Source organism: Spirochaetota bacterium, from assembly GCA_026414805.1.
In the GTDB taxonomy this organism is placed as follows: Bacteria; Spirochaetota; UBA4802; order UBA4802; family UB4802; genus UBA4802.
The window spans coordinates 1-13266 of the sequence record JAOAIH010000079.1; the positions used below are offsets into that span (position 1 = coordinate 1).

At 34.1% G+C, this 13266-nt stretch carries 12 protein-coding genes; 5 read left to right on the forward strand and 7 right to left on the reverse strand.

From position 1 onward, the window contains the following. A partial coding sequence (locus N3F66_13035; GenBank protein MCX8125068.1) for a hypothetical protein occupies window positions 1-190 on the forward strand: 190 nt, incomplete at its 5' end. Window positions 191-229: 39 nt separating this feature from the next. Here the strand turns inward: N3F66_13035 and N3F66_13040 are convergent. Together N3F66_13040 and N3F66_13045 are read right to left on the reverse strand one after the other, a co-directional pair. After that, the gene (locus tag N3F66_13040) at window positions 230-370 is read right to left on the reverse strand and encodes a hypothetical protein (protein MCX8125069.1); all 141 of its coding nucleotides are present in this window, start codon (window positions 368-370) and stop codon (window positions 230-232) included. A 135-nt stretch (window positions 371-505) separates the two neighbouring features. Beyond that, window positions 506-661: a hypothetical protein gene (locus tag N3F66_13045; protein ID MCX8125070.1), complete on the reverse strand. Its 156-nt coding sequence runs from the start codon at window positions 659-661 to the stop codon at window positions 506-508. A 433-nt stretch (window positions 662-1094) separates the two neighbouring features. Here N3F66_13045 and N3F66_13050 point away from each other — a divergent pair, with 433 nt between their 5' ends. The 4 genes from N3F66_13050 to N3F66_13065 are packed head-to-tail and all read left to right on the forward strand — an operon-like array spanning window position 1095 to window position 4942. Then, window positions 1095-1565 carry a DUF3015 domain-containing protein gene (locus N3F66_13050; GenBank protein MCX8125071.1) on the forward strand — a complete coding sequence of 157 codons (471 nt, stop codon included), beginning with the start codon at window positions 1095-1097 and terminating at the stop codon, window positions 1563-1565. Window positions 1566-1597: 32 nt separating this feature from the next. Beyond that, on the forward strand, window positions 1598-3571 hold the full coding sequence (locus tag N3F66_13055; protein ID MCX8125072.1) for a DUF4105 domain-containing protein: 1974 nt from the start codon (window positions 1598-1600) through the stop codon (window positions 3569-3571). A gap of 8 nt (window positions 3572-3579) precedes the next feature. Next, window positions 3580-4380, forward strand: coding sequence for an alpha/beta hydrolase (locus N3F66_13060; protein MCX8125073.1), 801 nt, complete (start codon window positions 3580-3582; stop codon window positions 4378-4380). A gap of 7 nt (window positions 4381-4387) precedes the next feature. Next, on the forward strand, window positions 4388-4942 hold the full coding sequence (locus N3F66_13065; GenBank protein ID MCX8125074.1) for a hypothetical protein: 555 nt from the start codon (window positions 4388-4390) through the stop codon (window positions 4940-4942). Window positions 4943-4950: 8 nt separating this feature from the next. Here N3F66_13065 and glpC read toward each other — a convergent pair whose 3' ends face one another. The 5 genes from glpC to N3F66_13090 all read right to left on the reverse strand — a co-directional run bounded on the left by glpC (window position 4951) and on the right by N3F66_13090 (window position 12883). After that, window positions 4951-6147, reverse strand: coding sequence for an anaerobic glycerol-3-phosphate dehydrogenase subunit GlpC (glpC, locus tag N3F66_13070; GenBank protein MCX8125075.1), 1197 nt, complete (start codon window positions 6145-6147; stop codon window positions 4951-4953). 4 nt (window positions 6148-6151) lie between these two features. After that, window positions 6152-7447: a glycerol-3-phosphate dehydrogenase subunit GlpB gene (gene glpB, locus N3F66_13075; GenBank protein MCX8125076.1), complete on the reverse strand. Its 1296-nt coding sequence runs from the start codon at window positions 7445-7447 to the stop codon at window positions 6152-6154. Continuing rightward, window positions 7444-9069: an anaerobic glycerol-3-phosphate dehydrogenase subunit A gene (gene glpA, locus N3F66_13080; GenBank protein MCX8125077.1), complete on the reverse strand. Its 1626-nt coding sequence runs from the start codon at window positions 9067-9069 to the stop codon at window positions 7444-7446. Before glpA ends, glpB begins: the two co-directional genes overlap by 4 nt. Before the next feature lie 240 nt (window positions 9070-9309). After that, window positions 9310-9930 (reverse strand): TetR/AcrR family transcriptional regulator, encoded by a 621-nt coding sequence (locus N3F66_13085; protein ID MCX8125078.1) that lies wholly within the window; start codon window positions 9928-9930, stop codon window positions 9310-9312. A gap of 103 nt (window positions 9931-10033) precedes the next feature. After that, window positions 10034-12883 carry a PAS domain S-box protein gene (locus N3F66_13090; protein ID MCX8125079.1) on the reverse strand — a complete coding sequence of 950 codons (2850 nt, stop codon included), beginning with the start codon at window positions 12881-12883 and terminating at the stop codon, window positions 10034-10036. Window positions 12884-13266: the final 383 nt, after the last annotated feature.

The window sequence follows — 13266 nt, forward strand, 5'->3', positions numbered from 1 at the left end:
CTTCTGGCGTGCTATTGTAAAGAGTCTCAACCATTGCCACAGTGCACGCTCATCTGTGTGTTTTTTGCCTGAGAAAGAATTTGTTGCCCATGATAATAACAATTTTGTTTTTTTCTATGCGATTATATTACACCTATTGCTTTTTTTGAAACGATTATCTTTTTATTGTGAAACTTTGTTTTTAGAATAATGCTATAATTCCACCTTCACAAATAACCCATTCTCAAATTTATATCTCCCCTGTCTTAATATTTTGTCCTTCACTTTCCGTAACTTTAACTACTACTTCAATTGTTGTAGGATTAAATTCCATTTCACTATAACTTATAATATCTATCTGGTTTTTTCGTTGAATCTCTATACTGTACATATTTCCCAAATACCAACCCTGTCTAATTATCACAATTCCTTATCCTATACCACCAATCTTTTTCTTAACCTACCTTCTCCTTGTCTTCTGTCCTATCTATACAGTACACAAATTCATATTTCTCTAACTTCCTTACTATTTCGATTTCACTGAATGGTTTTGCTGTATTTTCACATTTTCCCCCTTGATTATGCAATAGTCTTCATCCTTTTCTTTTGTCTCCACTACCAGTATATTCACACCTATACATAATATTATTCCCATTACCATATACTCATGCTTTAACTTCATCTCTTATCTCCTTTGACTCCTGAGTACATAATGTAGTTTATCAATGCTGCTTTTACAACAATAGCAGTATAATGTCTTTACAGGCAAATATCTCCCACTGGATTGTATTGTACCTGGATCATGTATCAAATAATCTTGTGCATCATACCATGCACCTGCAACTAAGGGAAATTGTCCAATTGTATAATGTTATGAGAATAGTATCATTTAAATAAATTTTTTTGTATTACTATATTGAATTGGTCATGTCAAAATCAGTATATCATTACTTTTATTTTTCTTCTCAGTTCTCGTAACACCAGTTCAATTCTATTTGTGTTAAGTAAGGTACTAATGCAAAATTTTGCTTGACAATTCATAAATTATTAACATCATTTTTAACATAAAATATAAATAATTCCCCTATAAAATATATCATTTCATGGAGGTTTATATGAAAAAGGGCGTATCTTTATTTGTTCTTCTTTTTCTTGTAGCAGCAATAAGCATAGCTGAAGCAGGTGTTGTGCGCCAGAATGCAGGTTGTGGCATTGGCTCAATGATTTTTGGTGATAAAGATGGATTGTTGTTTCAAATTTTAGCAACTACTACAAACGGCATTTGTGGCAACCAGACCTTTGGCATGACCTCAGGGACATTGGGATGTGCACCAATGAAAGGAATAGTATCAAATGAGAAAATTAATTTGTATGTAGCAGATAATATGGATAATCTGGCAAAAGATATTGCTAAAGGCAATGGCGAATACCTGGAAACTCTGGCTCTATTGATGAATGTTCCTGAAAGCGAAAAACAGCAGTTCTTTACAAAATTGCAGTCAAATTTTAATAAAATTTACACTTCAAGTGATGTATCATCAACTGAAGTAGTAAAGAATATTGAAGCAGTATTGCAGAATAGCTAATAATTTTATTTCATAATAGGGGAATATTGTTATTGCTCACATACATAAGGCACGAAAAGATAACTTCTATCGTGCCTTTTTTTATTATTCTAGTTTTTAGTTTTATATTACTTCCTTTTAATATATTGGGACAAGAAAAATATAACTATAAAGACACCATCTTAATACCAAACCAGCAAATAGCATCAAAAGATGAATTTAATAGTATCAACATTAATCAGCTGATATCTATTGCTCATACAAAAAAATTATCACAAAGCAATCAGTGGTGGTCATTACTTCATTATAAAAAAACTATTTTTGGGATAAAAAGTCTTGTTGATGACCCAAAATTCTTTCTTGCACCCAACGGTAAATATGACCCTGAAAGTGAGTTGGATGCCACGATACGGTATTTATTTTCGTATAATGAAAGTGAGAATCCAGTAACTCGTTTCATGGCACGGTATCAATGGTTGAAAAAAGAACTTAATGTTATTAGCCCCCATGAATATTATTGTGAAAAATACAAGGAAATAACATCCTTTAAGGATAATATTTCAGTTCAACTTGTATTTCCAACTGGTTATATTAATAGCCCTGCCTCAATGTTTGGGCATACACTTTTAACAGTACAGTCCCAGTATAATCCTGGATTACTGTCATCAGCTATAAACTATGCTGCAAATACCAACGAATCCTTTGGACCTCTTTTTGCTTTCAGAGGAATTTTTGGTTTTTATAAAGGTTACTTCTCTATAATGCCATATTACTTAAAGGTTCAGGAATACAGTGATCTGGAAAGTAGAGATATATGGGAATATAAACTTAATTTAGATCAGGATGAAGTTAGATTTATGCTTTTTCATATATGGGAGCTTGATAATGTATACTCTGATTACTATTTTTTTGACGAAAATTGCTCTTTCAATCTGCTCTACCTACTGGAAGTCACACGCCCTGATTCGCATTTAACTGACGATTTCTTTTTCTGGGTTATACCTATTGATACCATTAGAAAAGTTATCAATGCTGGATTTGTTGAAAAAACTTCATTTAGACCTTCTCGTGTAACAACTATTAATTATTTATTGTCCCAGCTTGATGGCAATCAAGTAAAAGCAGTAAAATCTATAGTAAACCAGAAAAATGAAATCTCAGCAGTAATACACAATTCATCTTTTACCCAGATACAAAAAATACAAATTCTAGATTGTGCTTCTGAATTAATTCAATATCGATATACAAATAAGGAATATACACAGAAAGAATATCAGGATATATTTATTAATGTTCTGAAAATCAGAAGTTCTATTGCAAACACATTAACATATACAATACCTCCTCCACCAAAGCCTGAAACTGGCCATTATTCAAGCAATGTTCAAGTACATGCTGGTAGATTTGAAAAATCAAATTATTCTGAATTTGTTTACCGCCCATCATATCATGATCTGTGCGATGACCCATCTGGATTTATTCCAGGATCCCAGATAATTTTTGGCGAAACAGCTTTGCGATATTATTACAATGATGACAAGCTATATTTACAACGATTAGAATTAATTAATATTGAATCACTTTCACCAATAAATCAATTGATAAAGCCATTAAGTTGGAAAGTGATTACTGGATTTTACCGAATACCTATTGAAAACAATAACAAAATTTTTGTGTATCAATTGAACACCGGTAGTGGATATACAATTGATATTTTCAAATGCCTTCAAATTTATGGTATGATAGAATTTTCTGGATTAATTAACAAAAGTTTTAATAATAATATTGAAATTGGGCCGGGATTCTCAATAGGTATTTTATTTCATCCATTCCAGAGCATACGTATCAGAAGCTACATGATGAATACCTATTATCTTTATGGCCAGGCTTTTAATTTTATAAATGTAAGAACTATATTGCAATACAATTTAAATCAAAGATTCAGTACACGATTTGAAATATTGAACTGGCACGATGAATGCTGGTATAATCAATTTTCAGGTGCATTGACTTTTTACTTCTGGTGAATATTACAATGAGCTATCGCCATATAAAAATAATTTTATCATGCATCTTATTTCTATTGGGATGCCTTGATAATGTTATCTATCATCCAGATAAAAATTTTCCTGCTATCAAAGACACCCCTTTCTCAGTAGAAGATGTATATATTAAAGTCAATGAATCGGTTACATTGCATGGCTGGTTTATCCCTGCAGTAAATGCTCATTTTACACTATGTTATTTCCACGGCAATGCCGGTAATATTGCTGACCGAATTGAAAAGATTTATTTATTTCACACAATCCCTCTTTCAGTTTTTATTATAGATTATCGCGGTTATGGAAAAAGTACTGGAAAACCTTCTGAAAGAGGGCTTTATAAGGATGCAGAAGCTACATGGAATTATTTGATTAATACCCGGAAACTATCGCCCAGAACAATTATTCTATATGGTGAATCATTAGGATGTCCTGTTTCGCTGTATTTAGCTAGCAAAATCAAACCTGCTGGTATTATTATTGATTCAAGTTTTACTGATGTTACATCAATGGTGAAGCACCATAGTCTGGGATGTATGGCCATATTTTTTAGCGAAAGTTACCCTGCAATTGAGTATATCAAAAAAATTGACATCCCAATCCTCATACTTCATAGCAAATATGATGAAACGGTACCTTTCTATATGGCTGAAGAACTGTATAGTGCTTGTTCATCTACCAAAAAGCATTTAGTGCAACTAAGAGGCGGGCATAATAATAATTTTATTGTTGATGCGGCTATCTACCGCAATAGTGTAAAAGAATTTGTCATATCTTTATCTACACAGGAGTAATCAAATTATGAAAAGGATATACATTCTTATATTTTTTTGCTTCACATCACTATTGTATACATGGGCACAAGATTGTATAATTGTACCTTTTAGTACTTTACGCATGCTTGCTGAAAGCCGAGTTGACCCATGTCCCATATGTCAGAAAAAACTACAGAAACAGGCGTTAACATTTCTTTCTAAAGAGATATATCCAAAAAAGTACCTCTATTTTGATAGCTCATGCACTCTTATTAAATCAGATAGATGCATGAGTAATGAGTTATTGCTTACAACTAACTATGATGACAAAATCACCATTAACGGCAAGGAAGCTACTCTCCCATTTATTATTTTTAAATTTTATACACAGCAACATCATATTGTGGGAATAGATGAAAAGGATTACACTAATGATGCAATTGAAACTAAATATTTGTCATTAATTAATAACAAGCCAGTTGTTGCTACGATAGAAGTAGTATCATATAAATATGGTGATTTTCCATCATTGATGTACATGCCAGAAAGAAATGCTCTAATTATTCATTGCAAAGTAACTGCCTTACAACAGGTACAGTAATGTTTAATCTACTCTAACGCCTGGGCCAGCAATGAAATTGGATGCACTACTTTATATTTAGTATTCATTTCAATTTGCCATTTACAGGTTTCACAGTCAGTTACTACAAAATCAGGTTGTGCCTGATCAATAATCCTGAAAAGCTCACTACCTACTGCCTGAGAGATGGCATAGTATTCATTTTTAAATCCATACGTACCGGATATACCGCAGCATTCTGAATGTAATATCTTTAGATTTAAACCCGGTATTTTTCGCAGAAGTTCAATGGTAAAAGCTACGCTTCCCATTCGTTCTAGGTGGCATGGCGAATGATATGCGACAGTATACGCAAGTGACTTTAATTTAAGTGTATTTCCCTTTTCAAATTCCTCAAGGACATACTGTGTAATGTATTCAACATTGCGAGCAATAGGGCTATTATCAAGTTCAAGTAAATTAGGATATTCATGTTTCAGTGCCAGTGAACAGCTTGATGACGCTGATACAATCTTTGCACTTTCATGAGGTAATGCTTTAGATAATACTTTTATATTATGCTTCCCATGTAATTGCGCTTTTTTAATATATCCATTTGCTATCAATGGTACCCCACAGCACTTCTCTTTAGTAATAATTACGCCTTTACCCAATGCATTAAGAACTTTAACAACATCTTTGCCAAGTTGCGGGTAATTGTAATTAACATAGCACCCATGAAAATAAACTACCTTGTCAATGTATTTATTTTGGTACTTACGTGCCTCTTTAAACCACTTTCTAAATGTCATTGCTGCATAATTTGGGAAAGTTCTTCCTTTGGGAATCTGGAAAATGAGGTCTAGCAAATATTTAACAATCCCCAAATGAGTAAAAAAATTGATAATTGTGGAAAACATAGTTCCAAAAGTTCCCATCAAATCTGTTCGGCTGAGTAGAAAATCACGAATTCTAAATTCTTTTTTGGAATACCGCCATTTGGCAGTCTGTATGATATCAGCAATTTTAACATCAGAAGGACACGCTATTTCGCATCGTTTACAATTTGAACAATACTTTAAGGATATATCAAGAAGCTCGGGGCTTTTTATTCGTAACCGCTCTGTATCAGGTCCTGACTGCTTTGGCCCTGGATACAGATGAGTAACACGTGCTACAGGACAATATATAGTACATACTGTACACTTAATGCAATGGTCAAAACTAATGTTTTCAAGCTTTATCATTGTGCTAACTCATACGATTATATAAATATATGATATGATTTGCAGCCTTAAATGCAGTGCTTATCGCCACACCGCTCCCACAACCTTCCCTAATTGGGTTATAATACCCAAGTATTGCTCCACAACAGTACACATTTTGGATAATATTATTATTGCTGTCATATGGCCTTAAGTTTTCATCTGTGATAACACCATATTCTAGGAAAGGATGTGAATGTGTATAAAAGAATTGCGGGCTATACCACTGGCGTCGTTCGGGTTCAAAATGAAGTTTCAGGTTAAATATAGGCTCATACATGTTATTGAATTCACTCACCATCCCTCCACTAAAAAAACTTCCAGTTGATAAAATATAAAATTTTGCCTCAAGAGGATTTTCAGGATGGTTTGCAGTATATACAGCCTGCACCACATCTTCTTTAATATCTGCTCGCACTACTTTATCCCCAGCAATAAACACGCCACCTAACTGTGCAAAGCGAGTTTTCAGCGCATTGTCAATTCGCATACCCAATATGGATGGTGGAAGTGTGGGCACCTCATAAATAAGAATACGGGTACGGCTCTGAAGAATATTGTGTACCTGATTAAAATTTTGTATTCCCATGATGGCAGGGATAATAACAAAATCAGCATCTTCAGCAGCAAGCCGTATAGTATCTGCAATTCTTATTACATTTTCTTCATCTTCAAAAATTCTTGCTATGTCTATTGATCTGAATTCATGAGGGTGTTTATTGCTATTAATCAATTGTGGCATCTCAATAATTTTTGGTACAATAGTGCAATCCTTGAACAAGGAATGTTTTGAAAGTTGCGACGCAGCCAGTTGCGGATGAAAATCTCTATAACCTTCAAAATTAATAATAACAATCTTTTTCATGGTTCTGAATCTGCTGTACACATCTTCATTAAAAACACTGCGTTGCGAAAAATATGTGGGCTTTAAAGTTCCCAAAGCAGTCACATGAAAATGGTTAAGGCTTTCATTATCATACAGATACACGTTTTGTGTTTCACATTCTTTCTTAAAAAAATGTAAAGCTTCAATGATTAAAGACTTGCCGCATTTTGTATAAGGATGCTGGGCGATAGTTCCTGTTAGGGAATCTATGGCTTCAAAAGGCTTATACACAACTTTGTTGTTGACATATCCCAACACATCAATTGAACCAGATGAGAAATGCAATGCACTCATTCCTGACGATATAATTGCAGTGTGTAATCCTTCTTTTGCACACCGTATACCAGCAGTTAATCCAGAAATGCCACCACCAATTATTATGCAATCATATTTCATTGTTCCTCTTCCTCAACAAGACCCAAACCAAATAATCCCTGATAAATCCAGTATGTAAATTCAAACTCTCTTAGCCCATCACCCCAGAGTACAGGCTTCATACCTTTAAAGCGTTCTTCAAGAAAATCCTTCAAAAGTTTTGTTGAAGTATCAGGAGTATATTCACCAAATTCGGTAAAAAGCCCTGCCGCACGATATGCACATAACTCGCCCTGGCATGGCCCCATACCTATTCGTGTCCTTCGGCGTAAATCTACAAGGTCTTTTACCTTAAGGTTTTTGATAGCATATTCTACTTCGCCCAATGTCACCATTTCACATTCACAGATAAGGCCATAATTTCTTTTTTGCAGACTCAAGATATTATGAACACGTTCACCATGGCGGTAATGTGTAGACCCAACAACTGAATTAGGAATACCGGTAAAATATTTTATCTTTTTGGTATAGCCAACTCTTTTCTCTGAGCCAGGCAATGGAATTTTGTGGGTTACACAACTTTTGTTATTACCAATCTTTTTTGCTACAAGATCAGTTGTCATCTGTGCCATAAGGCGATAAGTCATAAGTTTGCCGCCTGCTATTGTAATCAACCCCTGTACATTATCACGCTCCTTATGGTCAATAAGAACAACACCCCGGCTTATTTCTCTTCCATCCATTTCACCTGAAACTGCAACAAGAGGCCTCACCCCACAATACGCGCGCAAAACACGGGTTTTTGATACATTGGGAATTAATTTCTCACCATCTGCCAGTAAAACTTCAATTTCATCATCATCAACAACCAGTTCATCAATTTTTTCATAAGGGATTTTTCGGGAAGTTGTTCCAATTAATGAAACAGTATCTCCAGGGACTATAATATCACCATCTGAAGGTACTCTGCAACGGTTGACCACAACATTATTTATCCTATAGTCAATAATGACCATTGAACCTTTAGAAGGGAACATCTTAAGCTCAATGCCAGCAGTTTGGCATATATGCTGTCCCCATACACCTGATGCATTGACTATAATCGGTGCGTAGACCTCAAAATATTCCTTAGCTACTTTATCATAGCACTGAACACCAGCAACCTGATTTTGCTTAAGCATTATACGTTCTACTTCACTATGTGTAAAAACCAATGCACCACGTTCTACCGAATCTAAAATATTGGCAGAAGCAAGTCGGAAAGGATCAATGGTTCCATCAGGTACCCAGATTGCTGATAATATATTTGGGTTAAGGTTTGGTTCAATAGCCAGTGCTTTCTTAACACTTATTTCTTTTGCATCAATACCGGCAAACTTGCATGACTCAAGCAATCTGTTATGATAGGTTGGATCATCTTCTGGCAGTGTTACAAACAAACCACCGGTTGGTTCAATACAATGCCAAGCTATTTTTCTAAGAATTCGGTTCTCGCTGATACACTCAGTTGCTGACTCTAAATCTTTTACAGCATAGCGGGCACCTGAATGAAGCAGGCCATGATTGCGACCTGTAGTACCTGAAGCAATATCATTCTTTTCAATCAAAACTGCCTTTATGCCCCGGAGTGTACAATCACGTAAAACCCCGCATCCAGTAGCTCCGCCTCCAATTACGATGACTTCGGTTTCTAATGTTCTCACAGATACCCTTTTAAAATTTCAACATATATTTGTTACGATATTTTAAAAAATTTACTTCCTCTTTTAAAAAAAATAGCACAATAAATGATAACTTCTACTATCTCAAATTATTAATTAAATGAAAAACAACTCCATATGTTAAAACATAACCCTTCTAATTATTGTATTTATATCGTCATATATATTAATTCATATCGCTGGTAAATAGTAAAATTTTAAAAAATATTTATTGGTGCAGAATTAGTTAACGTATTGATGTATGATATCTGGCTTAAACATTCCTCTTATGAAGGTAATCATAAACTTGTCGGTCAGCTGATCTATTTCAGTTTCATTCAAATAAGGAACAGCCAGAACTGCTTGATATGCTATCATTAGGATACCGCCAATCAATATGCTGGTGGTAATTTGCAGATCAACTTCATCGCGCAAAATACCAAGATGTTTTGCAAGTCGCAAATCGTGTAATATGTGTTTTCTCAAATTCTTTTCAAATTCGCCAATAAGCTTTTGTATATGAGGATTAAAACCAAAGCCTGTTTTCAGCAAAATTGATGTGAGCTGCCTATCATTATTTAAGAATATAATAGTACGTTTTATTCTGTGACGAAAATATGATATAGGATCTAATTCTTTTATTTCCTGATGACTTATACTAACAGTTCGTTTCCACTCTTCAAGCGAACGTATCAAAAGGGATAAGAAAAGATCTTCTTTATTGCGAAAGTATTCATATATTGTCCCTTTGCCTATATGAGCAACTTTAATTACATCCTCAACATACGCCTCATAATACCCCTTTTCGGCAAATACTTGCTTTGCGCAATCAAGAATATGCTGCCTGCGCAATTCTGCTTTCATCACAACCCCTATTACATATATATTTTTTTATTTTTTAATAATAGTTGAAAATTCTATTAATTTGGTCAATAACTTTTTGTTTAATAGATTAACTAAATATCTTTTAACCAATCTTGCTTAGAGCTTCTTTTAAATCATCAAGAGTAAATGGTTTTTGCAAAAATACTGATGGCTTAATATCATGTAAAAATTCCTTATATGCATCATCTGAATATCCTGAAATAAAAATCACTTTTAATTGTGGAATAATAGATTTTAATTCATTATAAAGCGTGATGCCATTCATTTGAGGCATTACTATATCAGCAATTAAAATATTTACTGTATCTTTATATTTAACTGCCTCACTAAGTGCAGTAATTGGATCCTCAAAGGCAATAACCTCTTGATTAAGTAAAGAAAGCATTTTTTTTAACATTTCTAGTATAGTGATTTCATCTTCAACTACAACTATACTGTTTCTTTGCAGAATGACTCCCCCATCTTTTTTTGTTTCCTTAAATTGTATATCAGGGAATGTTTCAACATATTTTGGGAAAAATATATTAATTACAGTTCCCTTACCAGGCTCGCTATATATATTAATATAACCATTGAACTGCTTAACTATGCCATATACAGTGGACAAACCAAGCCCCGTACCTTTGCCCACTTCCTTAGTAGTAAAAAAAGGCTCAAATAGCCTGTCCATTGTTTCTTTATCCATACCACAACCATCATCTATGAACTGTATCATAACATATTCCCCAGGTTTACAACCCGGGTGTATTGAACAAAACTCCTGATCAAGTTGTCTGTTTCTTGTAATTATTTTAATAGTGCCTGTATCTTTAATAGCATCACGTGAATTTGAGGCTAAATTGGTTAGTATTTGAACAAATGTTGCAGTATCAATCCATATATCATGAACATCATCAGACAATTCTAATTTCAATTGTATATTCTCACCAATCATTGCAGACAACATTTTCTCATTACTTTTAATAATATAATTTGGATTTACGCGTATTGGATTAACTTTTTGTTGCCTTGAAAACGTTAAAAGCTGTCTGACAATCTCAGCGCTCCTTTTAGTAGCTTGTAATATTTCATCAACATCGTTGTATACAGAACTATCCCTCCCCAATTTTATTTTTATTAATTCCGCATAACCTGAAATTATACTCAGAATATTATTAAAATCATGGGCTACTCCACCAACTAATCTACCTAATGCTTCTAATTTTTGTGCCTGTCGTAATTGTTCCTGCAATTTTTCTTTTTGTTCTTCAGCTTCAAATTGATAGGTTAAATCCTCAACTATAGCTAGCCCGCCCACAACTTGGTTATCCACAACAAACGGCGAAAACAAAGCTCGCACTGGTGTTACTTTATTTGCTGTTGTTGACCTGTATTTTCCTTTATATTCTGACTGTTTTCCCTGTAAACACCTTGTAACTGCCTCAACAACCTGCGTGTCAGGTAATTTAAGAGTATTCAACCCAATTAACGCCTCTCGCGATGACCCAATAATATTTACAAAATTATCATTGCAAGCTGTTATCACTCCACTCTTATCAAATGCGTATATACCTACTGGTGCATTTTCAAAAATAAGCCTGAACAGTTCCTCACTCTCCCTCAGTGCTTCTTCTGCCCTTCGCTTTGCTGATACATCATGGACAATTGAAAACAAATATTGCTTACCACCAATCATTACCGCGCTGCTGTATACTTCAACATCACACACTGTTCCGTCTTTTTTTTGGTGTTTAAATTCAAAATACACACGCTTATATGTACGGGCTTCTTCCATACGTATTTTTATTTCATCAGGTGGCAATGTATTTATCTGCTGAATTTTCATAGTTTGTAATTCTTTTCTGCTCCAGCCATAAAACTGCGCAGCGGCTTCATTTGCATCCACAATATTCCCTGTATCTGGATCGATAATTAACATAATGGCTTTGCTGTTAGCAAAAATTGTTCTGTAACGCTCTTCACTCTCTTTTAATTCATTTGCCAGCTTTTTACGCTGGGTTATGTCCGTTATGGAACCAAATATTCCAATTACATTTCCTTTTTCAGAGCGCACTGCCCTGAGATTAATATCAATCCATCTTATTTTTGAGAACTTATCGTAAATACGACATTCCATAGATGCATAGTTATGGACGGCTATATCGTGCAGTAACATATCAAAGCTTGGAATATCTTCCGTATAGAGTATTTTTTTTAGCCAATCACGCTGCACCACTTCATCCGTCGTATAGCCAAAAAGAACTTCCACATTTGGACTTATCCAGGTAAACGTATAATCGATGGGATTCATGCTAAATAAAACTGAAGGAGTGATGCTCAATACATCTTGCAAAAAGTCAGCACTGGCCTGTAATTTCTGTAAAGCCAATGCTCTGCTTTCCATTATGTTAAATATTAGAGCTATCGCCACCAAACCAGTTGAAAGAGTGATTATGTATGGCAACCCTATTTTTATTATAACCGTTATCCCCTTTGGCCATGGTAAAAGTAGCTGGCACAATAATACAAGTACATGAGTGATGATTGCAAAACTAATTATGTTGTATAATGGGATTGTGGTTGGTGTATTGTTATATATTCTGCGTACAATAAGCCCAGCTAACGCTGACACTAAAATACTAGCAACTCCAGCATATACTCCTGGTCCACCTAAAATAATTCTATAAGTTCCAGCAATACATGATGCAACAAGTGATGCTATTCCTCCACCATACAATCCTGACAAAGCAATAACTACCGAACGCCCATCATAAATAATACCTTCTTCAAAAACAAAAGGGGTTGCCATTGCTGCAATAGCTGAAAATCCAAAAAGCAAACCTGAAAATACTCTATATATATTTGGGTAATTCTTTCTGAGTACTACTACCGGGCCCCATATCACACTTAACGCAATAAGCAATGTTATATTATGTATCAGCGTTAACAACATGTAGTATTCCTCATCTATTATATTGTTTAATTATATATCTGAATTTATTCAATAAGGCAAGAATAAAATATAGAATATGGTTACAAGTTATATAAGATAATTTATTATATTAAAGGATATGCTCCCATATATGGAATATCATTAATTTTATTATGACTTTGTATAATTATACATTACAAACAATATAAAAACAATTGACTAATGAAACTATTTATAAATGCTTTGTGTATATAGAAATACATTTCTTATAAACTTTGGGAGGATTTAATGGATTTTGAAACTACTACCTGCATTTCTTATAATCATTTAGCAATCTTAGATGAATATGCAAAGAAATTGGAATTATCTTTACGTACGCTTATTGTATATATGGTGATGTATGC

Coding starts and splice junctions, on each gene's coding strand:
- N3F66_13085 (MCX8125078.1), bottom strand. CDS start 9,930: ATGAAAGCAGAATTGCGCAGGCAGCATATTCTTGATTGCGCAAAGCAA.
- glpC (MCX8125075.1), bottom strand. CDS start 6,147: ATGATAAAGCTTGAAAACATTAGTTTTGACCATTGCATTAAGTGTACA.
- glpB (MCX8125076.1), bottom strand. CDS start 7,447: ATGAAATATGATTGCATAATAATTGGTGGTGGCATTTCTGGATTAACT.
- N3F66_13065 (MCX8125074.1), top strand. CDS start 4,388: ATGAAAAGGATATACATTCTTATATTTTTTTGCTTCACATCACTATTG.
- N3F66_13050 (MCX8125071.1), top strand. CDS start 1,095: ATGAAAAAGGGCGTATCTTTATTTGTTCTTCTTTTTCTTGTAGCAGCA.
- N3F66_13060 (MCX8125073.1), top strand. CDS start 3,580: ATGAGCTATCGCCATATAAAAATAATTTTATCATGCATCTTATTTCTA.
- N3F66_13040 (MCX8125069.1), bottom strand. CDS start 370: ATGTACAGTATAGAGATTCAACGAAAAAACCAGATAGATATTATAAGT.
- N3F66_13090 (MCX8125079.1), bottom strand. CDS start 12,883: ATGTTGTTAACGCTGATACATAATATAACATTGCTTATTGCGTTAAGT.
- N3F66_13045 (MCX8125070.1), bottom strand. CDS start 661: ATGAAGTTAAAGCATGAGTATATGGTAATGGGAATAATATTATGTATA.